The sequence below is a fragment of the Zestomonas carbonaria genome (assembly GCF_904061905.1).
Classification (GTDB): Bacteria; Pseudomonadota; Gammaproteobacteria; order Pseudomonadales; family Pseudomonadaceae; genus Aquipseudomonas; species Aquipseudomonas carbonaria.
Map to the genome: position 1 here is coordinate 192,931 of NZ_CAJFCI010000080.1, position 20,232 is coordinate 213,162.

General features: G+C 66.7%; 19 protein-coding genes. 11 read left to right on the top strand and 8 right to left on the bottom strand.

Going from position 1 to position 20,232, the window contains the following annotated elements; genetic code table 11:
* Nucleotides 1–145 precede the first annotated feature (145 nt).
* From PSEWESI4_RS21900 to PSEWESI4_RS21910, 3 genes are all read right to left on the bottom strand, one after another.
* Nucleotides 146–874: a sulfite exporter TauE/SafE family protein gene (locus tag PSEWESI4_RS21900; protein WP_187673338.1), complete on the bottom strand. Its 729-nt coding sequence runs from the start codon at nucleotides 872–874 to the stop codon at nucleotides 146–148.
* 94 nt (nucleotides 875–968) lie between these two features.
* Complete coding sequence (locus PSEWESI4_RS21905; RefSeq protein ID WP_187673339.1) at nucleotides 969–1,754, bottom strand: SDR family NAD(P)-dependent oxidoreductase; 786 nt, start codon at nucleotides 1,752–1,754, stop codon at nucleotides 969–971.
* On the bottom strand, nucleotides 1,751–3,088 hold the full coding sequence (locus PSEWESI4_RS21910) for a flavin-containing monooxygenase (protein WP_187673340.1): 1,338 nt from the start codon (nucleotides 3,086–3,088) through the stop codon (nucleotides 1,751–1,753). Before PSEWESI4_RS21910 ends, PSEWESI4_RS21905 begins: the two co-directional genes overlap by 4 nt.
* Before the next feature lie 152 nt (nucleotides 3,089–3,240).
* On the opposite strand from PSEWESI4_RS21910, the gene PSEWESI4_RS21915 reads away from it, so the two are divergent.
* Together PSEWESI4_RS21915 and PSEWESI4_RS21920 are read left to right on the top strand one after the other, a co-directional pair.
* Nucleotides 3,241–3,987, top strand: a complete 747-nt coding sequence (locus tag PSEWESI4_RS21915) for a spermidine synthase (protein ID WP_187673473.1) — start codon at nucleotides 3,241–3,243, stop codon at nucleotides 3,985–3,987.
* Nucleotides 3,988–4,213: 226 nt separating this feature from the next.
* Entirely contained in the window at nucleotides 4,214–6,373 is a 2,160-nt protein-coding gene (locus PSEWESI4_RS21920; RefSeq protein WP_187673341.1) for a methyl-accepting chemotaxis protein, read from the top strand.
* Between the two features lie 79 nt (nucleotides 6,374–6,452).
* Here PSEWESI4_RS21920 and PSEWESI4_RS21925 read toward each other — a convergent pair whose 3' ends face one another.
* Nucleotides 6,453–7,244, bottom strand: a complete 792-nt coding sequence (locus PSEWESI4_RS21925; protein ID WP_187673342.1) for a crotonase/enoyl-CoA hydratase family protein — start codon at nucleotides 7,242–7,244, stop codon at nucleotides 6,453–6,455.
* 353 nt (nucleotides 7,245–7,597) lie between these two features.
* Here PSEWESI4_RS21925 and PSEWESI4_RS21930 point away from each other — a divergent pair, with 353 nt between their 5' ends.
* Nucleotides 7,598–9,259 carry a DEAD/DEAH box helicase gene (locus PSEWESI4_RS21930; protein ID WP_187673343.1) on the top strand — a complete coding sequence of 554 codons (1,662 nt, stop codon included), beginning with the start codon at nucleotides 7,598–7,600 and terminating at the stop codon, nucleotides 9,257–9,259.
* Between the two features lie 120 nt (nucleotides 9,260–9,379).
* On the opposite strand, the gene PSEWESI4_RS21935 is transcribed toward PSEWESI4_RS21930, so the two are convergent.
* Nucleotides 9,380–10,147 carry a DODA-type extradiol aromatic ring-opening family dioxygenase gene (locus PSEWESI4_RS21935; protein WP_187673344.1) on the bottom strand — a complete coding sequence of 256 codons (768 nt, stop codon included), beginning with the start codon at nucleotides 10,145–10,147 and terminating at the stop codon, nucleotides 9,380–9,382.
* A gap of 100 nt (nucleotides 10,148–10,247) precedes the next feature.
* Between PSEWESI4_RS21935 and PSEWESI4_RS21940 the strand changes: the two genes are divergently transcribed.
* Entirely contained in the window at nucleotides 10,248–10,907 is a 660-nt protein-coding gene (locus PSEWESI4_RS21940) for a thiopurine S-methyltransferase (protein ID WP_187673345.1), read from the top strand.
* A 49-nt stretch (nucleotides 10,908–10,956) separates the two neighbouring features.
* Here the strand turns inward: PSEWESI4_RS21940 and htpX are convergent, their stop codons facing one another.
* The 3 genes from htpX to PSEWESI4_RS21955 all read right to left on the bottom strand — a co-directional run bounded on the left by htpX (nucleotide 10,957) and on the right by PSEWESI4_RS21955 (nucleotide 13,763).
* Nucleotides 10,957–11,844 carry a protease HtpX gene (gene htpX / locus PSEWESI4_RS21945; protein ID WP_187673346.1) on the bottom strand — a complete coding sequence of 296 codons (888 nt, stop codon included), beginning with the start codon at nucleotides 11,842–11,844 and terminating at the stop codon, nucleotides 10,957–10,959.
* A gap of 240 nt (nucleotides 11,845–12,084) precedes the next feature.
* A complete protein-coding gene (locus PSEWESI4_RS21950) occupies nucleotides 12,085–12,534 on the bottom strand; it encodes a hypothetical protein (protein ID WP_187673347.1) in 450 nt (149 codons plus the stop codon).
* A 17-nt stretch (nucleotides 12,535–12,551) separates the two neighbouring features.
* The gene (locus PSEWESI4_RS21955; RefSeq protein WP_187673348.1) at nucleotides 12,552–13,763 is read right to left on the bottom strand and encodes a pyridoxal phosphate-dependent aminotransferase; all 1,212 of its coding nucleotides are present in this window, start codon (nucleotides 13,761–13,763) and stop codon (nucleotides 12,552–12,554) included.
* A 180-nt stretch (nucleotides 13,764–13,943) separates the two neighbouring features.
* Between PSEWESI4_RS21955 and msrB the strand changes: the two genes are divergently transcribed.
* From msrB to PSEWESI4_RS21990, 7 genes are all read left to right on the top strand, one after another.
* Nucleotides 13,944–14,345 carry a peptide-methionine (R)-S-oxide reductase MsrB gene (gene msrB, locus PSEWESI4_RS21960; protein WP_187673349.1) on the top strand — a complete coding sequence of 134 codons (402 nt, stop codon included), beginning with the start codon at nucleotides 13,944–13,946 and terminating at the stop codon, nucleotides 14,343–14,345.
* Between the two features lie 267 nt (nucleotides 14,346–14,612).
* Entirely contained in the window at nucleotides 14,613–15,098 is a 486-nt protein-coding gene (locus PSEWESI4_RS21965) for a glutathione peroxidase (RefSeq protein ID WP_187673350.1), read from the top strand.
* The gene (locus PSEWESI4_RS21970) at nucleotides 15,095–15,562 is read left to right on the top strand and encodes a MarR family winged helix-turn-helix transcriptional regulator (protein ID WP_187673351.1); all 468 of its coding nucleotides are present in this window, start codon (nucleotides 15,095–15,097) and stop codon (nucleotides 15,560–15,562) included. The genes PSEWESI4_RS21965 and PSEWESI4_RS21970 overlap by 4 nt, the downstream gene beginning before the upstream one ends.
* A 126-nt stretch (nucleotides 15,563–15,688) precedes the next feature.
* Nucleotides 15,689–16,579 (top strand): ATP-binding protein, encoded by an 891-nt coding sequence (locus PSEWESI4_RS21975; RefSeq protein ID WP_187673352.1) that lies wholly within the window; start codon nucleotides 15,689–15,691, stop codon nucleotides 16,577–16,579.
* Nucleotides 16,576–17,055, top strand: coding sequence for a GAF domain-containing protein (locus PSEWESI4_RS21980; RefSeq protein ID WP_187673353.1), 480 nt, complete (start codon nucleotides 16,576–16,578; stop codon nucleotides 17,053–17,055). Before PSEWESI4_RS21975 ends, PSEWESI4_RS21980 begins: the two co-directional genes overlap by 4 nt.
* 473 nt (nucleotides 17,056–17,528) lie before the next feature.
* The gene (gene glyA, locus PSEWESI4_RS21985; RefSeq protein WP_187673354.1) at nucleotides 17,529–18,782 is read left to right on the top strand and encodes a serine hydroxymethyltransferase; all 1,254 of its coding nucleotides are present in this window, start codon (nucleotides 17,529–17,531) and stop codon (nucleotides 18,780–18,782) included.
* Nucleotides 18,783–18,905: 123 nt separating this feature from the next.
* Nucleotides 18,906–20,156: a sarcosine oxidase subunit beta gene (locus tag PSEWESI4_RS21990; protein ID WP_187673355.1), complete on the top strand. Its 1,251-nt coding sequence runs from the start codon at nucleotides 18,906–18,908 to the stop codon at nucleotides 20,154–20,156.
* Nucleotides 20,157–20,232 lie beyond the last annotated feature (76 nt).

The following is a 20,232-nucleotide window of genomic DNA, read 5'->3' on the forward strand; positions in this document are numbered from 1 at the left end:
TCGACAGGTTCGCTAGATGACCGCATGGTAACCGATTGCCGGCCGGGCTGGCTGTCGATCGCCCCGATAGCCAGGCTGTATCGAGGGGAAAGGCTTGTGCCGTCGATCTTCCTGGTGGGCTGAAGCCCACCCTACGGGAAGTGGTTCAGCGTAGTGTCAGCAGGGCGCCGGTCACGCACAGCAGTACGTAGATGCCGATGCGGAAATGCTGTTCCTGTACCCGGTGATGCAGGCGCTCGCCGAGCAGCACGCCGATGCCGAGCAGCGGCAGGTAGCTGGCGATATGCGGCAGCGCGGGTTGCAGGCTGCCCTTGGCCAGGAAGCCCAGGGTCAGCAGGCTGTTCAGGCTGAACCACACGCATACCAGGGTGGCTCGCAGGCGGGCCTTGTCCAGTTCGGTGCTGGCCAGCGCGTAGACCAGCAGCGGCCCGCCGGAGGCGAACAGGCCGTGGCTGATGCCGGCGGCGCCGATCTGCAGGCGGGTCATCCAGCGCGGCGTGCGCCCGACCGGCTTGCCCTGGCCCATGCGCAGCAGTTCGCGCAGGGCGAACCAGACGATCAGCACGCCGAAGCCCTGCTTCAGAGCGGCGTCGTCGAGCCAGGGGGCGAGGGCGAAGCCGAGCAGGGTGCCGGCCAGCATGCCCGGGAGGATCAGGGCGAACAGCAGGCGGCGGTCGATCAGCGCGCGCAGCTTCCAGGTCAGGTAGCCGCTCATGCAGATGTTCAGCGCCACCAGCACCGGCAGCATGTCCTTGATCGGCAGCAGCAGGGCGCCCAGCGACAGGGCGATCACCACGCTGCCGAAACCGGTCATGGCTTCCAGGGTGTAGGCGACGAAGATGCAGGCACCCAGCCAGAGCCAGGGGTCGATCATGAAATCTTCCTTGTTCTTGTCGGCGCGAAGGGGGAGTTTCAGTCCTCCGCTCTAGATTCTTCGGTCGAGAAAGAGCTTCGCGGGCGACTTGGGGTCAACGAGGCAGTTCGCCGGCGAAGCGCTGGCTCATTTTACGGTAATAAAGGCTTGGAGCGAGACGCCAGAGCAGACTGGCGAGCCAGCTTCCGCGATCCGGGAACAGGCGTTCGCGGTTCTTTTCCGCCGCGTGGAGAGTCAGCCCGGCCATCCAGCCTGCGTCGCGCACCTTGCCGATGGTCGAGCGGGCATGGCCGGCGGGTCGGCCGTCGGCGCCCAGGGCGTGGCGTTCGATGCTGGTGTCGAGGAAGCTCGGGTAGACCAGCAGCAGACGGACGCCGTCCAGCGCCAGTTCGGCGCGCAGCACTTCGAAGAACTGCCCCAGTGCGCTTTTCGCCGCGCAGTAGCCGGCACGGCCGAGCACCGGCATCCAGCCGGCCATCGAGCCGATGGCGACCACCTGGCCACGGCTTTCGCGGAGTAGCGGCAGCGCGGCGAGGGTCAGTTCCGCCGGCGCCTGGTAGTCCACTGCCATGACCTTGCGGAACACCGCCGGGTCGGTGCGGGTGGCGGGCGAGCGGTGGGTGATGCCGGCGTTGTTGATCAGCAGGTCGAGGCGGCCGAAGCGTTCACGGCAGGCTTCCAGCAAGCGCTGGTGCAGTTCGCCGTCGGTGATGTCGCCGGGCAGTGCCTGCACGCGCTCGGCGCCCAGTTCGGCGCAGCGCGCCTGCAAGGTCTCCGCGTCGATATCGGTGAGCAGCAGGTGGTCGCCTCGGGCATGGCAGGCGCGCGCCAGTTCCCAGCCGAGGCCGTTGGCGGCCCCGGTGATCAGGGTGACGGTCATTGCTGAGCGACCGCTTGCGCCGGCGCGGCGGGCTGGGCGGAGAGGCCCTGGCGCAGCTCGTCGCTGTGCTGCCTGATGCTGGCGCGGTAGCTGTCCTTGTGCACGTAGTAGGCCATCCGTTCGAGGTCGAGGTAGTGGTAGCCGCCATCGAGGCGAATGCCCACCCGCTCGCGTTTCAGCGCCTGGAATTGCCTGGCGGCCGCGCTGCCGGCCTGGAGCTGGCGGATATACAGGGCGACCAGTTCGGCCTGCTCGTCGCGACCCTGCCAGCCGAGGCCGGAGGCTTCGACCATGCCCATCATGAACAGGTCGTCGTATTCCGGGTGGAACACGTTGAGGTAGAGCTGCGGCGCCCCGGCGCGTTCCGGCCAGTTGAGGTGGGCGCGGTCGATGAAGGGGTAGTCGAGCTTGTAGCCGGTGCCCATCAGGATCAGGTCGTACTCGGCCCGCTCGCCGTCGCTGAAGGTCACTTGCCGGCCGTCGATGCCGGCGACATCGCGGCGCGCCTTGATATCGCCATGGCCGAGGTGGTGCAGCACCAGCGAGTTCATCACCGGGTGCGATTCGTAGAGCTTGTAGTCCGGGTCGGGCAGTCCGTATTGCGATGGCTTGCCGACCAGGGCGCGCACCAGCAGGCCGTCGAGGCGCTGCTTGAGCGGTCGCGGCAGCTTGATGGCGCCGCCGAAGGTATCGGTCGGCCTGCCGAGGATGAACTTGGGCAGGAAGTAGTAGCCGCGCCGCACCGACAGGTCGACCGAAGCGGCGCGGTGCACGGCGTCGACGGCGATGTCGCAGGCCGAGTTGCCGCAGCCGACCACCAGCACGCGCTTGCCGTCGAACACCGCCGGCGAGCGGTAGTCGCTGGAGTGCAGAAGCTCGCCGCTGAACTCGCCGGGCAGGCGCGGCATGTTCGGCGTGTGCAGGGTGCCGTTGGCGATCAGCACGCCATCGAACCGCCACTCGCGGCGCTCGCCGTCGTGCTCGCTGGTCAGCCGCCAGCCCTTGTCCAGGCGCTCGAGCGAAATCACTCGGGTGCCGAACCGGTAGTGTTCGTAGAGGCCGAAGTGCCTGGCGTAGTCGCGGAAGTAGCGGCGCATCTCGCTGTGGTGCGGGTAGGGCGCCACTTCGTCGCGCATGGGGAATTCGCTGAACTCGGTGGTGCCCTTGGAGGAGATCAGGTGCGCCGAGTCGTACATGGTGCTGTGCGGGTTGTCGATGTCCCACAGGCCGCCGACGTCGTTGTGCAGCTCGAAACCGACGAAGGGAATGCCGTGCTTTTTCAGTTGCCGGGCAGTACACAGGCCCATGGGGCCGGCGCCGATGATGGCGTACATGAGGGAACCTCGACCGTCTTGTTGGAATGGAGGAATTATTCCGTGACCGGCATGGGGCGATTCAATGACAATCGGCGCCGTTAACCACGGGACGGCGGGTCGGCGATGTCACGTCGCGCCTACGGAGGAGGGGGCCGGTGGCCAATGAAGATCTGAAAGAGGAGCGCTTGCTCGCCGAGGTGCACGATGCCTTCGGGGTGATCCGCGTGGTCGAGGTGGGCGACTACCGCTTCCTCGAGTTCGGCGAGGCGATCGAGCAGAGCTGCGTGTTCACCGCCGACCCGAGCTGGCTGGAATACGACTACACCCGCGCCATGCTGATCGGCGCGCTGGCCCATCCGGCTCCGGAAAGCGCGCTGTTCCTCGGCCTGGGCGCCGGCACCCTGACCCAGGCCTGCCTGAAGTTCCTGGCGCTCGAAGACATCGAGGCCATCGAGCTGCGCCCCGATGTGCCGCGCCTGGCCATGCAGTACCTGGGGCTGGACGACGATCCGCGACTGACCCTGCGCATCGGCGACGCCATCGAGCTGCTGCCCACGGCGGAGGCCGCCGACCTGATCTTCGTCGACCTCTACACCGACAGCGGGCCGGGCGTCGGCCACCTGGCCTGGAACTTCCTCGAAGCCTGCCAGCGCAAGCTCGAACCGGGCGGCTGGCTGGTGATCAACCAGTGGGGCACCGACGGCGGCAAGCCGCTCGGCGCCGCGCTGTTGCGTGGTCTGTTCCATCGCCATTACTGGGAGATCCCGGTGAAGGAGGGCAACGTGGTGCTGCTGGTGCCGGCCGACCTGGAGCAGACGCTGGACCTCGCCGCGCTGGCCGAGCGGGCGAAGACGCTGGCGCCGCGATTGGGCTATTCGTTGCAACCGCTGCTCGACGCGCTGCGCCCCGCGACATAGCGTTCGCCGCCATTGTGCACCTGCCTGGTGCATTCCGGATAAAAATCCCGATTGCCTGCACTATCCGGGTGATTTTTTTGGAAACGTCCGGATATTCAGTGCTTTTCCCTGTCGAGGTGGAAGCAGCATTTCCGCTGGCTCTCGCGAAACCTGCGGGCTAGACGCTTTCTGGCGTGTTAATTGCTGGGTTGATGGCTCCTTGATGTCATGTAGTAAGGAGCCCCGCATGTCCAATCTGCACAGTACCGCCATGCACCTTTCGCCCGCCGAGCGCGGCTGGCTGCCCTGGTTCGGCAAGACCGGCAAGCTGGCCATGGCGCGCTCCTGCTGGCTGAATCGCGGTATCTATCCCCAGGTGGAGAAGACCTTCGAAGGTATCGCCCAGACCCGCGTGCGCATCCTGCAGAACTGGGCGCGCGCCAACTGGGAGCACATGGCCGAGCTGGCCGCCGTGCTGGCGAGCGGTTTCCCGGAGTGCGATGGCACGCTCTTGCAGGAAAAACGTCGCCAGGCAGCGGATTTCTCCGAGCTGTTCGTGGTCGAGCGCGGCGGCCGGGTGCTGGCTTCCACCCACGCCGCGCACGTCGGTGCCGGCGATCTGTCGTCGGCGGCGCTCGCCGAGGGGCTCCGGCAGCCTTTCCTGCATGGCCCGTACACCGATCCGCTGACCCTCGCCATCGGCCCGTCCAGCTCGCGCTTCCACGATGCGGTGACGCTGATGTTCTACCAGCCGATCGAGGTCGATGGCGAAGTGCGCGGCTGCCTGTGCGGGCGGGTGCCCAACGACGTGCTCGGCGACCTGATCCAGCGCGAGGCCGGGCACATCTACCCGGAGTCCGGCGACAACTACCTGTTCATGGTCGAGTCGCGCTTCGACCGTGGCATCGCCCAGGGCACCGCACTGTCGCGCTCGCGCTTCGAGGACAACACCTTCAGCCATGGCGAGAACCTGAAGAGCGGCGTGCACACCGACTGGGGCGTGGTGCGCGTGCGCGAGCACACCGAACTGGAACTGCGCTTCACCGACCCGGCCACCGGCCAGTTGCACCCCGGCGTGCGCGAGACCATCCGCAACGGCTCCAACCTGTTCGTCACCTATCCCGGCTATTCCGACTACCGCCACATCCCGGTGATCGGCAAGGGCGTGACCTTCCAGCTTCCCGGCTCGCCGGATCGCTGGGGGATGATGTGCGAAGCCGACCTGGAAGAGGTCTACCGCCGCCGCTCGCTGAGCATCGGCCTGATGAAGGCCTACCTGGCGACGGTCGGCGCGTTGTTCGTCATCCGCAGCCTGCTCCAGCATTTCAGCGGCCTGCCGCTGTGGGCGCTGGACGTGATCGACGGCGGCCTGTTGCTGCTCGGCGCCTGGTGCTTCGCCACCTTCGGGCCGAAGCGCCTCGCCGCGCGGATGGTGGGCATGACCGAGGTGATCCGTACCATCGCCGAGGGCGAGGGCAACCTGCGCCAGCGTCTCGACAGCAGCCGCCTGGTGTCCGATGAAACCGGCGACATGGGGCGCTGGATCAACAGCTTCATCGACAACCTGGACGGCATCGTCGGCCAGGTGATCCAGGCCTCGCTGAGTGTGCGGCAGACCAACGAGGCGATGCTCGACCGCAGCAGCGAGGCCGGCAAGACCACCCGGGAAGTGACCGAGGCGGTACACCGCATGTTGCTGCTGGTCGAGGAGCAACTGGGCGAGATCCAGCAGGCGTCGATGACCGCCGAGGAGATGAAGCAGGCCATGGACGAGGTGGTCGAGCGTGCCCGCGAACGCTTCGAGGTGGTGCGTGCCGGCACCCAGTCGATCCGCGACGTGGTGGCGCGTTCGGCTAGCAGCGTACAGTTGCTCGATAGTCGCATGGGCGAGATCGGCAACATCGTAGGCCTGATCACCGACATCACCAACCAGACCAACCTGCTGGCGCTCAACGCCGCCATCGAGGCGGCGCGCGCCGGCGAGCACGGTCGTGGTTTCGCGGTGGTGGCCGGCGAGGTGCGCACCCTGGCCTCGCGCACCGCCAGCGCGGCGGCCGATATCCGGGGCATGGTCGAGAGCCTGCAGAGCGAGACCCAGCAGGCGGTGGCCTTCATGCAGAGCGGGGTGCGGGACGTGGACAGCGGCCTGCGCATGACCGAGGAGGCGTCTTCGGAGAACCTGCACCTGCACCAGACGGTGGAGCGCATGTTCGAGATCATCCAGCAGCTCAACGAACGCAGCCTGCACTACGGGCAGAGCATTCGCAGCGTCGACCAGGCGTCCGGGGAGATGGGCGAGACCGTCGGCGTGCTGCACAGCAGCGCGGAAACGGTGCGGCACACGGCGAGCAAGTTGCAGCGACTGGTCGGGCAGTTCCGCGTCAGCTCCAGCGCGCTTTCGGCATGACGCAGGGTGGGCTTCAGCCCACCAATCCAGGCTCAGGCTCCGCTCGGTGGGCTGAAGCCCACCCTACGGGGAGATGGGGTTAGCGGCCCTTGAAGTTTCCTGGCCGGCGTTCCAGCATCGCCCGTACGCCTTCGGCCGCATCTTCGCTCGCCATCAGCGCCGGCACCTGGGTGGCGAAGCTGGCGATGGCCGCCGCTTCCCCTTCGGCGACCGCCTGGCGTGCGGAGGCGAGGGTGGCCTGCACGCCGAGCGGCGCCTGGGCGGCGATCCGTTCGGCGAGTTGCAGGGCGCGGGGCATCAGTTCCTCGGAGGCCAGCACTTCCTGCACCAGGCCCAGCCGGTAGGCTTCGAAGGCGTCGAACTCGTCGCCGGTGAGCAGCCAGCGCATGGCGTTGCCCCAGCCGGCGATCTTGGGCAGGCGCAGGGTGGCGCCGCCGAAGGGGAGGATGCCGCGTTGCACTTCCATCTGCGCGAAGCGCGCGTTGCTCGAACACAGGCAGACGTCGGAGGCGAGCATCAGCTCGATGCCGATGGTGAAGCAGTAACCCTGCGCGGCGACGATCACCGGCTTGCTCGTCCGTGGCCCGCCGAACACGCCGAACGGGTCGCAGCTATCTTGCGGCGGCTGCCAGCCGGCGGCGAACGCGGGGCCGATGTTGGCCAGGTCGAGGCCGCCGGTGAAATGCTCACCGTGCGCGAACACCAGGGCGACGCGCGCTTCGCTGTCGCGCTCGAACTCGCCATAGGCCACGAACAGGTCGTTGAACATGTCGAGGTCGAAGGCGTTGCGCTTGGTCGCGCGGTCCAGGCCGATCAGGAACAGGTGACCATGTTTTTCGCGGGTGACACGGCCGCTGGCGCTTTGGGTCATGAAGCAGGGTCCTTGTGCAAGGTGAGAATGGCGCCTGTATAGCGCGACTTCGGTGGACTTGTCCAAGCCCCCGGAAAAAGACCGTCCGGCAGCGGATCGCAAAAACTCGCGCCGTGGTCAGGATTTTCCGGTATAGTTCGCGCCGGTCGTTTTTCCGACCGCGTTTGAGGTAATGCAATCTCCCCCGAAGCCTCGCTTCGGCAGCGTGTCCGCCCGGCGGACTATCCTTGACGATTCATCCATTCACCATTTCGCAAATCCCCGCCAATCAGGCTGCCAGGGTGACCCTCGGGTCGTACACAGGCATGCGCAGCTTTTGGGCATGGGTCTTTGCGGATTTAGAGGCAAAACCCATGACCCAGGTAACCGGCGGCTTCGCCGAGCTCGACCTTCTTCCCAGTATCGTTGCGGCGGTGATCGCCACCGGCTACGAAGAACCGTCGCCGATCCAGGCGCAAGCCATTCCGGTGATCCTCGCCGGCCACGACATGATCGGCCAGGCGCAGACCGGCACCGGCAAGACCGCGGCCTTCGCGCTGCCGATCCTCTGCCGCATCGACCCGGCCAAGAAAGAACCCCAGGCCCTGGTGCTGGCGCCGACCCGCGAGCTGGCCCTGCAGGTCGCCACCGCGTTCGAAACCTACGCCAAGCAGATGCCCGGCGTGAGCGTGGTCGCCATCTACGGCGGCGCGCCCATGGGCCCGCAGCTCAAGGCCATCCGCCACGGCGCGCAGATCATCGTCGCCACCCCCGGCCGCCTGTGCGACCACCTGCGCCGCGACGAGAACCTGCTGTCCACCGTTCACCACCTGGTCCTCGACGAAGCCGACGAGATGCTCAAGCTCGGCTTCATGGACGACCTCGAAGTGATCTTCAACGCCATGCCGGAGAGCCGCCAGACCGTGCTGTTCTCCGCCACCCTGCCGGCCTCGATCCGTGCCATCGCCGAGCGCCACCTGCGCGAGCCGAAGCACATCAAGATCGCCGCCAAGACCCAGACGGTGACCGCCATCGACCAGGCGCACCTGATGATCCACGCCGACCAGAAGATTCCGGCGGTGCTGCGCCTGCTGGAAGTCGAGGACTTCGACGCGCTGATCGCCTTCGTGCGCACCAAGCAGGCTACCCTCGACCTGACCTCGGCGCTGGAAGCCAAGGGCTACAAGGTCGCCGCGCTGAACGGCGACATCGCCCAGAACCAGCGCGAACGGGTGATCGAGTCGCTCAAGGACGGCCGCCTGGACATCGTGGTCGCCACCGACGTAGCTGCCCGTGGCCTTGACGTACCGCGCATCACCCACGTGTTCAACGTCGATATGCCGTACGACCCGGAGTCCTACGTGCACCGCATCGGCCGTACCGGCCGGGCCGGTCGCGAAGGCCGCGCGCTGCTGCTGGTCACCCCGCGCGAGCGGCGCATGCTGCAGGTGATCGAGCGGGTCACCGGGCAGAAGGTCGCCGAAGCGCGCCTGCCCAATCCCCAGCAGGTGCTCGATGCGCGGATCCGCAAGCTGACCGCCAGCCTGAAACCGCTGGTGGGCGAGGCGGAAGCCAGCCATGGCGAACTGCTCGACCGTCTGATCGCCGACCTCGGCTGCGAGCCACGTGCCCTTGCCGCCGCGCTGCTGCGCAAGGTCACCCACGGCCAGACCCTGAGCCTCGCCGAGCTGGAGCGCGAGCAGCCGCTGGTACCGAGCGCCCCGCGCGAGCGTACTCCGCGCAGCGGCGAAGGTCGCGAGCCGCGTGAGCGTCGTGCTCCGCTACCGCTGGCCGAAGGCCGCGTGCGCTGCCGTACCGCGCTGGGTACCCGCGATGGCATCGCTGCGCGCAACCTGCTCGGCGCCATCCTCAACGAGGGTGGCCTGGCTCGCGAAGCCATCGGCCGCATCCAGGTGCGCGAGACCTTCAGCCTGGTCGAGCTGCCGGAAGAGGGCCTGGAGCGCCTGCTCGGCAAGCTCAAGGACACTCGCGTCGCCGGCAAGGCCCTGAAGCTGCGCCGCTACCGCGAAGACTGATCCCCGCCGAATACGAAGAAGCCCCGCCTGTGCGGGGCTTTTTCGTTATGGGCCCGTAGCCCGGATGCAATCCGGGAGGCAGGCGACTCCGGTTCCCGGATTGCATCCGGGCTACGGTGTTCAGTCGAACCGGTAGATATCCATCCCCAGCGCCCCCAGGGTGAATCCCTGGTGGACCAGGCCGAAACGCCCGCCGGCGCCTCGGGCGAAGAACAGCGGCAGCAGGTGCTCGTCGCTGGGGTGGTTGCGCCGCGCATGGGGCGCCTGCCGGCGGTAGTCGAGCAGGGCGGTCTCGTCGTCGCGCTCCAGCCGCTCGACGATCCAGTCGCGGAAGTCCCGGGCCCAGGGTTCGACGACCTCCGGTCCGGCGCGCCAGTCCAGTTCGCCGAGGTTGTGGGTGATGCTGCCGGAGCCGATCAGCAGGATGCCCTGCCTGCGCAGGTCGGCCAGCGCGCGGCCGACGCGGGTCTGGAAGGCCGGACCGAGCTGGCTCGGCAGCGACAGTTGCAGCATCGGGATATCCGCCTGTGGGTACATCAGCGACAGCGGCACCCAGGCGCCGTGGTCGAAGGGGCGACGCTCGTCGATGCCCGCCGGCAGGTCGTGCTCGCCGAGCAGCCGGGCGATGTCCCGTGCCAGATTAGGCTCGCCCGGAGCGGGATACTGGACGGCATGGAGCTCGGGCGGAAAACCACGGAAGTCGTGCCAGGTCGGCGGTTGCGCCGCGCCGGTGAGCAGCAGTTCGGGGCTTTCCCAGTGCGCGGACACCACCAGGATGGCGCGCGGACGGGGCAGCCCGGCGGCCAGGCGGGCGAGGGCGGGGCCGCTTTCGCCCGGTTGCAGGGCCAGCATCGGCGAGCCGTGGGAGATGAACAGGGACGGCAACATGGGAGTCCTCCTGCAATAGAATGCTGCCATCTTCAGCGCTGGAACCATCGGCTTCCAGCGTAAATTCTTGGGCTTTTCAATCGGATTTTCAGGAGAAACCGTGGAGCAGGATTTCTGGCAAGAGCGTTGGGCGCAGGGGCAGATCGGCTTTCACCTGAAGCAGGTCAACCCCTATCTGCAACGGCATTGGAGCAGCCTTGGGCTGGCCAGGGACAGCCGGGTCCTGGTGCCGTTGTGCGGGAAGAGCCTCGACCTGGCCTGGCTGGCCGCCCAGGGGCATGCGGTGCTGGGCGTGGAGCTGGCGGAACAGGCGGTGCGGGACTTCTTCGCCGAGCAGGGGCTGGTCGCCGACGTCGAGGTGCGGGGCGGGTTGCGCATCCACCGCGCCGGCCGACTGGAGTTGTGGTGCGGGGATTTCTTCGCGCTGACCCCGGCGGATGTCGCGGATTGCACCGCCCTCTACGACCGGGCAGCGCTGATCGCGCTGCCGCCGGCGATGCGTGAGCGCTATGTGGCGCACCTCGCGGTTATCCTGCCGGGTGGCTGCGAGGGGCTGCTGGTAACCCTGGAGTACGCGCAGGAGCGGATGGAAGGCCCGCCATTCTCGGTTCCCGAGGATGAGGTGCAGGACTTGCTGGCGGCGGACTGGCAGATCGAGTGCCTCGAGCGAGTGGATGTGCTGGGGGAGAACTGGAAGTTCCTCGAGCGCGGGCTGCCCCGCCTGGACGAGGCGGTCTACCGGTTGCGCAAGCGCGGCTGAATGCAAAAAGGGCGACCCGTGGGTCGCCCTTGTTCCGCAGGCGGGTGGATCAACGCAGTTGGCGCAGGGCCTCGATGCGTTGCTCCAGCGGCGGGTGGCTCATGAACAGGCTCTTCAGGCCGTGCTTGAGGCCGCCGTTGATGCCGAAGGCGGTCAGGCTGTCGGGCATGTGCACCGGTACCCCTTGCTCGGCGCGCAGGCGTTGCAGGGCGTTGATCATCGCGCCGGTGCCGGCCAGGCGGGCTCCGGCTTCGTCGGCGCGGAACTCGCGGCGACGCGAGAACCACATGACGATGGCGGTGGCGAGGATGCCCAGCACCAGTTCGGCGACGATGGTGGCGATGTAGAACGCCGGGCCACGGCCTTCCTCGGTCTTGAAGATGGCCTTGTCGACGAAGTTGCCGAAGATCCGCGCGAAGAACATCACGAAGGTGTTCACCACGCCCTGGATCAGCGCCAGGGTGACCATGTCGCCATTGGCGACGTGGCCGATCTCGTGGGCCAGCACGGCGCGCACTTCATCCGGCGAGAAGCGCTCGAGCAGGCCCTGGCTGACGGCGACCAGCGCGTCGTTCTTGTTCCAGCCGGTGGCGAAGGCGTTGGATTCGTAGGCGGGGAAGATGCCGACTTCCGGCATCTTGATGCCGGCTTCGCGGGACAGTTCCTCGACGGTTTGCAGCAGCCACTGTTCGTGGCGGGTGCGCGGCTGGCTGATGATCTGGGTGCCGGTGCTCATCTTCGCCATCCATTTGGAGATGAACAGCGAGAACAGCGAGCCGGCGAAGCCGAACACGCCGCAGAACACCAGAAGTTGCTGCAGGTCCAGATCGACCCCGTTGGCCGCCATGAACCCATCGAAGCCGAGCAGGCTGAGGGTGATGCTGGCGATCAGGATCACCGCCAGGTTGGTGGCCAGGAACAGCAGGATGCGCATCATGGTGTAAAGCTTCTCCTCACGGCGAAAAAACAGAGTTGTTTAAGTATGCGGGCTATATAAGGGTGCCCCTATGACCGTTCAAGCCGTGCACTATTTCAAACTATGTCGCCTGGCGGGTTCCTGAAAAACCGACGGTGGCGTCAAGGCCGCGCCGGGACAGGCCTTGCGCAGCTCATGCAGGGCCCGCGGGTTGCGCTTGCCCGGCCATTTCTTTCTGCGCTGGTTGCCCTGCCGTGTTGTTCAACGCTCGGCCGGGCCGCTCTGCGACGGCTCGAACAGCAGCCGGGCCAAGCGGGCGACCCGCTCGCTGTGCCGGCTGGACAGCGCCTCGCGCAGTTGGTGGGCGAGGCTGGCCTGGACCCGGCGCACGCTGGCCGGCAGCGGTTCGCCGTCGCGCACGGCGTGGGGAACGGCGCGCGACAGGCGCAGGAAGCCCTTCTCGGTGAGCACCGCCTGGTCCAGGGCGTCGTAGGCGATGGTCGACTCGTAGCGCAGGTAGCCTTCGTCGGCCAGCCACAGCAGGGCGCCCAGGCAGCTCTGGTGGCGTTTGCTCGGCAGGCCGAACTCGTCCGGCTCCTCGCGGCCGATCAGGTCCTCGACGTACAGCGCGACCTTGCGCGGGAAGGCCTGGTAGAGCGCCAGCAGGCCAGCCGCGCAGTCCTTGTAGAAGTCGTCGATCTGCAGGTCCATACGGGCGCCGTCGCGGGTTACTGGCGGTAGGACTTGAGGAAGTTGCCGATGCGCCCGATGGCCTGTTCCAGGTCATCGACGCGGGGCAGGGTAACGACCCGGAAGTGATCCGGCCATGGCCAGTTGAAGGCGGTGCCCTGGACGATCAGCAGCTTCTCGGAGAGCAGCAGGTCGAGGACGAACTTCTCGTCGTTGTGGATCGGGCAGATCTTCGGGTCGATCTTCGGGAAGGCGTAGAGCGCGCCCATCGGCTTGACGCAGCTCACCCCGGGGATGTCGTTGAGCAGTTCCCAGGCGCGGTTGCGCTGTTCGTACAGTCGGCCCATCGGCAGCACCAGGTCGTTGATGCTCTGGTAGCCGCCCAGCGCGGTCTGGATCGCATGCTGGCTGGGCACGTTCGCGCACAGGCGCATGTTGGCGAGGATGTCCAGGCCCTCGATGTAGCTCTGCGCCTTGTGCTTGGGCCCGGAGATCGCCACCCAGCCGGAGCGGAAGCCGGCCACCCGGTAGGACTTGGACAGGCCGTTGAAGGTCAGGCAGAGCACGTCCGGCGCCAGCGAGGCGGTGGAGATGTGCTGCGCGTCGTCGTAGAGGATCTTGTCGTAGATCTCGTCGGAGAAGATCACCAGGTTGTGCTGGCGGGCCAGTTCGACGATGTCCTGCAGGACCTCTCTCGAGTACACGGCGCCAGTCGGGTTGTTCGGGTTGATCAGCACCAGTGCCTTGGTGTTGCTGGTGATCTTCGCCTTCATGTCGGCGATGTCAGGGAACCAGCCGGCCTGCTCGTCGCACAGGTAGTGCACCGGCTTGCCGCCGGCCAGCGCCACGGCGGCGGTCCACAGCGGGTAGTCGGGGGCCGGGATCAGCACTTCGTCGCTGTTGTTGAGCAGCGCCTGCATGGCCATCACGATCAGCTCGGAAACGCCGTTGCCCAGGTAGATGTCCTCGATGCCGACGCCTTCCACCTGCTTCTGCTGGTAGTACTGCATCACCGCCTTGCGCGCGCTGAACAGGCCCTTGGAGTCGCTGTAGCCCTGGGCGGTGGGCAGGTTGCGGATCACGTCCTGGAGGATTTCCTCCGGCGCCTCGAAACCGAACGGCGCGGGATTGCCGATGTTCAGCTTGAGGATGCGGTGGCCTTCTTCTTCCAGACGCTTGGCGTGCTTGAGCACCGGGCCGCGAATGTCGTAGCAGACGTTGGCGAGCTTGTTGGATTTGCTGACCTGCATGTAGGGAGTCCTGAAATTGAGCGAACGCCGCAGAAAAGGCCGGGTGCGAGACGGCTGGAGACGGCTTGGCAGCCTGTAGCGCGGCTGACAGACTGGGGTCTGAAAAATGCCGCAATCATACGTGCGGCCCGATTTCCGGAAAAGGGACCGGGCCGCTTTTTTAGAACACGAGGTAAGCCCATGGAAAAGCTCGACAAACCCCTGGAAGCCTGGCGTGAGGAGCTCAGCGATACGCAGTTCCACATCTGCCGCCTGGGTGGTACGGAGCGCGCGTTCACCGGCGAGTACTACGCCACCAAGACCCCTGGCCTGTACCGCTGCGCCTGTTGCGGGAACGCCCTGTTCGATTCCGACACCAAGTACGATTCCGGCAGCGGCTGGCCGAGCTACTTCCAGCCGGTTTCCGCCGAGTCGATCAGCGAGCATGAGGATTTCAGCCACGGCATGCACCGTATCGAAGTGAAGTGCGCCAAGTGCGATGCCCACCTCGGCCATGTCTTCCCAGACGGGCCGGCGCCGACCGGGTTGCGTTACTGCATCAATTCGGCGTCGTTGAGGTTGGAGCCGCGGGAGGTCGAGTAGGCGGTTGGGGCGTGGAGCTGGATGCAAAGCTCGCTCCCTCACCCTAGCCTCTCCCGGAGGGAGAGGGGACTGATCGAGGCTGCGGTCAGGCGAGGATGTCAAGGCCGGGCCTCGTAACTCCCTCTCCCCTTGGGAGAGGGCTGGGTGAGGGGCGGACTTGCCGGCAGATATGTCATTCAAGCAATCCAGTAACCTGCAATTAAATTGCACGCAATCCAATTGCTCGCTATCTTATCGACCTTTCCTACCCTCCCAGGAGCCACCACCATGGCCGATTCGCTTCTTGACATCCCGGTCGCCACCATCAAGGGCGAGCAGAAAACCCTTGCCGATTTCGGTGCCAAGGCCCTGCTGGTGGTCAACACCGCCAGCCAGTGCGGTTTCACGCCGCAATACCAGGGCCTGGAAGCCCTCTGGCAGCAGTACAGGGACCGCGGCCTGGTGGTGCTCGGCTTTCCCTGCAACCAGTTCGGCAAGCAGGAGCCGGGTGATGAGGGCGCCATCAGCCAGTTCTGCGAGCTGAACTTCGGCGTCAGTTTCCCGCTGTTCAAGAAGATCGAGGTCAACGGCGTCGGCGCCCACCCGTTGTACGTCCAGCTCAAGAAGCGCGCGCCGGGCCTGCTCGGTAGCCAGGCGATCAAATGGAACTTCACCAAGTTCCTCATCGACGGCGAGGGCCGGGAGATCAAGCGTTTCGCGCCGACCACCAAGCCCGAGGCGCTGAAAACCGAGATCGAAGCCCTGCTGAAATGAGCGAGCTGCCTCCGGAACTGGCCTCGCTGCAACTCGACGACCAGTTGTGCTTCAAGCTGTACGCGTCCTCGCGCGCGGTGATCCGCGCCTACAAGCCGATGCTCGACGAGCTCGGCCTGACCTACCCGCAGTACCTGGCGATGCTGGTGCTCTGGGAATGGCAGGACAAACCGCCGGAGCAGCCCACGGTCAAGGCCCTGGGCGAGCGCCTGCTGCTCGACTCCGGCACCCTGACGCCGTTGCTCAAGCGCTTGCAGCAACTGGGACTGGTCGAGCGTCGGCGGGCGTTGCACGACGAGCGCGAGGTGCACCTGTACCTCAGCGAGGCGGGGCGGCGCCTGCGTGATCGGGTGCCGCCGCTGAAGGGGCGGTTGCTCTGCGACAGCGGTATCGCCATCGAGGAACTGCGCGAGTTGCGCGCGCTGCTCGGCGGGCTGCTGGATCGCCTGCTCGCCGCTTCCTGAGGTGGATTGGCGGTTGCCGGCGGGCGGTGCGCTGGCATAATCGGACTCTTTCGAAGCGGGCCGGCCCATCCCCGGGATGCGGCGCAATGCCGATGGCCAGTCCGCCGATCCGCCAAGGAGTGAACCGTGGATTCCCGCCTGAACGCTTTTCTCGAACGTGCCGAGGCCGTGCTGGCCCGCCTGGAACCCTTGCTGCCGACGCCGCGCGTGATGATCGACTGGGAGCGCTGCCTGGCGGCGCGCTGGCATCGCGAAGGGCAGGGCGGCTACTTGCAGCCGCTGGAGGTCAACCTGGACCTGCGCCTGGACGACCTGCTCGGCATCGATCGCCAGCGCGACCAGTTGGCCCGCAACACTCGCCAGTTCGTCGATGGCCTGCCGGCCAACCACGCGCTGCTGTGGGGCGCGCGCGGTACCGGCAAGTCGTCGCTGGTCCGTGCGCTGCTGGCCGAGCATGCCGGCGCGGGCCTGCGCCTGATCGAGATCGAACGCGACCACCTGGCCGACCTGCCGCGCGTGGTGGAGCAACTGGCCAAGCTGCCGCAGCGCTTCGTGCTGTTCTGCGACGACCTGTCGTTCGAAGCCGGCGAGGGCGACTACCGGGTGCTGAAGAGCGTGCTCGACGGTTCCCTGGAGCGGGCGCCGGACAACGTGCTGCTCTATGCCACGTCCAACCGCCGCCATCTGGTGCCGGAGAAGCAGACCGACAACGAGAACTGGCAGATGGTCGACGGCGAACTGCACCCCACCGAGGCGGTGGAGGACAAGATCGCGCTGTCCGACCGTTTCGGCCTGTGGCTGTCGTTCTACCCCTTCACCCAGGATCATTTCCTCGACGTGGTGCGCCACTGGGTCGGCGTCATGGCCGAGACCGCCCGGCTGGACTGGGTGTGGGACGAGGCACTGGAGAAGGAGGCGATCCGCTGGGCGCTGGGACGCGGTAACCGCAACGGTCGCTGCGCCTACCAGTTCGCCCGCTTCTGGGTCGGCCGCCAACTGCTGGGGGTACAGGCATGATCGAACTACCGCGCGATTCGGGCCTCTCGGGCTACACACTGCTGGCGGCGCAACTGGAAGCGTTGCTGGCCGACGAGCGCGACCTGGTCGCCAACGCGTCGCAGTTCGCCGCCTTCCTGTTCCACGAGGTGGAGGGCCTGAACTGGGCTGGTTTCTACCTGGCACGTGGCGACGAGCTGGTGCTTGGGCCGTTCCAGGGGCGGGTGGCCTGCGTGCGCATCCCCCTGGGCAGGGGCGTGTGCGGCACGGCGGCGGCCAGCCGGCAGACCCAGCGGGTCGATGACGTGCATGCCTTCCCTGGGCACATCGCCTGCGACAGCGCGTCGAACAGCGAGCTGGTCATCCCGCTGGTGAAGGACGGCCGGCTGATCGGCGTGCTGGACCTAGACAGCCCCTTGCCGGCGCGTTTCAGCGAGGCCGACCAGCAGGGACTGGAAGCCCTGGCGGCGATCTTCCTGCGCTTGACCGACTGCTGAGACCCTGACGCTTCAGTTCGGACTCTTCGAGCGCCGGGAGCGATCGGTGTCGCTCCTGGGTTGGTGCGTGCGCAGCCTATGGAAACTGGCGCTCACCGTATTTCCCCTGTTTCTTCCTTTCTTTCTTGGGCCTCGCTCTTTTTCTGGGTCCCCGCGTTAGCGGCGGCCCGCGTAGGGGGATGACAGGGGGGGGGGACACCGAGCGTGCCCCAACCCCGTCATTCCCGCGAACGCGGGAACCCAATGAACTCGCATCTCCTCCATCCAGGTCCGTTTGGACATTTCCACGTCGCAAATAGGCAAATGACGGCCATGGGCCTTGCGCACAATCGGTCGCAACAGGGCGGAATCGACTGGCGGTGCCATCCCCTTCGAACCGCTGGCTGCAGCGGAATGCGGAGGTGACGGCCCGCCCTGTACGACCCGGCCCACCACGACAAGAGCGACCTCAGGTTGTCGCAGGGAGATCAGCGATGTTCAGCAAGCACGACCAGATCCAGGGCTACGACGATGAACTGCTCGGCGCCATCCTCGACGAGGAGCGTCGCCAGGAGCGCCATATCGAGCTGATCGCCTCGGAGAACTACACCAGCAAGCGCGTCATGGAAGCCCAGGGCAGCGGGCTGACCAACAAGTACGCCGAAGGCTATCCGGGCAAGCGTTACTACGGTGGCTGCGAGCATGTCGACGTGGTCGAGCAGATCGCCATCGACCGCGCCAAGGAACTGTTCGGCGCCGACTACGCCAACGTCCAGCCGCACTCCGGTTCCTCGGCCAACAGCGCGGTGTACCTGGCGCTGCTCGACGCCGGCGACACCATCCTCGGCATGAGCCTGGCCCACGGCGGCCACCTGACCCACGGCGCCAAGGTCAGTTCCTCCGGCAAGCTGTACAACGCCGTGCAGTACGGCCTGGATACCGACACCGGGCTGATCGACTACGACGAGGTCGAGCGCCTGGCCGTCGAGCACAAGCCAAAGATGATCGTCGCCGGTTTCTCGGCCTACTCGAAGACCCTCGACTTCCCGCGCTTCCGCGCCATCGCCGACAAGGTCGGCGCCTACCTGTTCGTCGACATGGCCCACGTCGCCGGCCTGGTCGCGGCGGGGCTGTACCCGAACCCGCTGCCCTATGCCGACGTGGTCACCACCACCACCCACAAGACCCTGCGTGGCCCGCGTGGCGGCCTGATCCTCGCCCGCAAGAACGAGGAGATCGAGAAGAAGCTCAACTCGGCGGTGTTCCCCGGCGCCCAGGGCGGCCCGCTGATGCACGTGATCGCCGCCAAGGCGGTGTGCTTCAAGGAGGCGCTGGAGCCGGGCTTCAAGGACTACCAGCGGCAGGTGATCAAGAACGCCCAGACCATGGCCCAGGTGTTCGTCGAGCGCGGCTACGACGTGGTCTCCGGCGGCACCGACAACCACCTGTTCCTGGTCAGCCTGATCCGCCAGGGCATCACCGGCAAGGACGCCGACGCGGCGCTCGGCCGGGCCGGGATCACGGTGAACAAGAACGCGGTGCCCAACGACCCGCAGTCGCCGTTCGTCACCTCCGGCCTGCGCATCGGCACTCCGGCGATCACCACCCGTGGCTTCAAGGAGGCGCAGAGCGCCGAACTGGCCGGCTGGATCTGCGACATCCTCGACCACCTCGGCGATGCCGACGTCGAGGCGCGGGTGGCCGTGCAGGTCGCGGGGCTGTGCGCGGACTACCCGGTGTACCGCTAAAAGCCGAGCAAGCCGCTGAAGGCTGGACGCTGAACGACAGGCATACGCCGCACGCTCTTTCGTCCAGCTTTCCAGCCTCCGGCGCCTGTCGACGAGGGGCATCATTTTTAGGAGCCAGCACCCATGCAACGTTATTCCGGCTTCGGCCTGTTCAAACACTCGTTCAGCCACCACGAGAACTGGCAGCGCATGTGGCGCAACCCGACGCCCAAGCCGGTCTACGACGTGCTCATCGTCGGTGGCGGCGGCCACGGCCTGGCCACCGCCTACTACCTGGCCAAGGAGTTCGGCGTGCGCAACGTCGCGGTGGTGGAGAAGGGCTGGCTGGGCGGCGGCAACACCGCGCGCAACACCACCATCGTGCGTTCCAACTACCTGTGGGACGAGTCGGCGCAACTCTACGAGCATGCCATGAAGCTGTGGGAGGGCCTGTCGCAGGACCTCAACTACAACGTCATGTTCTCCCAGCGTGGCGTCTACAACCTCTGCCACACCCTGCAGGACATGCGCGACGCCGAACGCCGGGTGAGCGCCAACCGCCTCAACGGCGTGGACGGCGAACTGCTCGACGCCCGGCAGGTGGCCGAGGAGATTCCTTACCTGGACTGTGGCAAGCACACCCGCTATCCGATCATGGGTTCCACCGTGCAGCGTCGCGGTGGCGTGGCGCGTCACGACGCGGTGGCCTGGGGCTTCGCCCGTGCCGCCGACGCCCTGGGCGTGGACCTGTTGCAGAACACCGAGGTGACCGGCTTCCGCAAGCAGGGCGGCGCGGTGGTCGGCGTCGAGACCAATCGCGGCTTCATCGGCGCCAAGCGCGTTGGCGTGATCACCGCCGGCAACTCCGGGCACATGGCCAGGCTCGCCGGCTTCCGCCTGCCGCTGGAATCCCATCCGTTGCAGGCGCTGGTTTCCGAGCCGATCAAACCGATCATCGACAGCGTGATCATGTCCAACGCCGTGCACGGCTACATCAGCCAGTCGGACAAGGGCGACCTGGTCATCGGCGCCGGCATCGACGGCTACAACGGCTACGGCCAGCGTGGCTCCTACCCGACCATCGAACACACCCTGCAGGCCATCGTCGAGATGTTCCCGGTGCTCTCGCGGGTGCGCATGAACCGCCAGTGGGGCGGCATCGTCGACACCACGCCGGACGCCTGCCCGATCATCGCCAAGACGCCGGTGAAGAACCTGTTCTTCAACTGCGGCTGGGGCACCGGCGGCTTCAAGGCGACGCCGGGCTCGGGACACGTGTTCGCCGCCAGCCTGGCGCGGGGCGAGATGCACCCGCTGGCCAAGCCGTTCTCCATCGAGCGTTTCCATACCGGCGCGCTGATCGACGAGCACGGCGCCGCTGCGGTGGCTCACTAAAAGCGCGCGTAGCGCAAAGCTGATGACCCTCTCCCATTCATGGGAGAGGGTGCCCGAAGGGCGGGAGAGGGTGGCG

Excerpts from the sequence above, each read along its gene's own strand:
- PSEWESI4_RS21965 (WP_187673350.1), top strand. The coding sequence starts at position 14,613 with ATGGCCGATTCGCTTCTTGACATCCCGGTCGCCACCATCAAGGGCGAG.
- PSEWESI4_RS21930 (WP_187673343.1), top strand. The coding sequence starts at position 7,598 with ATGACCCAGGTAACCGGCGGCTTCGCCGAGCTCGACCTTCTTCCCAGT.
- PSEWESI4_RS21980 (WP_187673353.1), top strand. The coding sequence starts at position 16,576 with ATGATCGAACTACCGCGCGATTCGGGCCTCTCGGGCTACACACTGCTG.
- PSEWESI4_RS21920 (WP_187673341.1), top strand. The coding sequence starts at position 4,214 with ATGTCCAATCTGCACAGTACCGCCATGCACCTTTCGCCCGCCGAGCGC.
- PSEWESI4_RS21935 (WP_187673344.1), bottom strand. The coding sequence starts at position 10,147 with ATGTTGCCGTCCCTGTTCATCTCCCACGGCTCGCCGATGCTGGCCCTG.
- PSEWESI4_RS21925 (WP_187673342.1), bottom strand. The coding sequence starts at position 7,244 with ATGACCCAAAGCGCCAGCGGCCGTGTCACCCGCGAAAAACATGGTCAC.
- msrB (WP_187673349.1), top strand. The coding sequence starts at position 13,944 with ATGGAAAAGCTCGACAAACCCCTGGAAGCCTGGCGTGAGGAGCTCAGC.
- PSEWESI4_RS21970 (WP_187673351.1), top strand. The coding sequence starts at position 15,095 with ATGAGCGAGCTGCCTCCGGAACTGGCCTCGCTGCAACTCGACGACCAG.
- PSEWESI4_RS21950 (WP_187673347.1), bottom strand. The coding sequence starts at position 12,534 with ATGGACCTGCAGATCGACGACTTCTACAAGGACTGCGCGGCTGGCCTG.
- glyA (WP_187673354.1), top strand. The coding sequence starts at position 17,529 with ATGTTCAGCAAGCACGACCAGATCCAGGGCTACGACGATGAACTGCTC.
- PSEWESI4_RS21910 (WP_187673340.1), bottom strand. The coding sequence starts at position 3,088 with ATGTACGCCATCATCGGCGCCGGCCCCATGGGCCTGTGTACTGCCCGG.
- PSEWESI4_RS21905 (WP_187673339.1), bottom strand. The coding sequence starts at position 1,754 with ATGACCGTCACCCTGATCACCGGGGCCGCCAACGGCCTCGGCTGGGAA.
- PSEWESI4_RS21955 (WP_187673348.1), bottom strand. The coding sequence starts at position 13,763 with ATGCAGGTCAGCAAATCCAACAAGCTCGCCAACGTCTGCTACGACATT.
- PSEWESI4_RS21900 (WP_187673338.1), bottom strand. The coding sequence starts at position 874 with ATGATCGACCCCTGGCTCTGGCTGGGTGCCTGCATCTTCGTCGCCTAC.
- htpX (WP_187673346.1), bottom strand. The coding sequence starts at position 11,844 with ATGATGCGCATCCTGCTGTTCCTGGCCACCAACCTGGCGGTGATCCTG.
- PSEWESI4_RS21990 (WP_187673355.1), top strand. The coding sequence starts at position 18,906 with ATGCAACGTTATTCCGGCTTCGGCCTGTTCAAACACTCGTTCAGCCAC.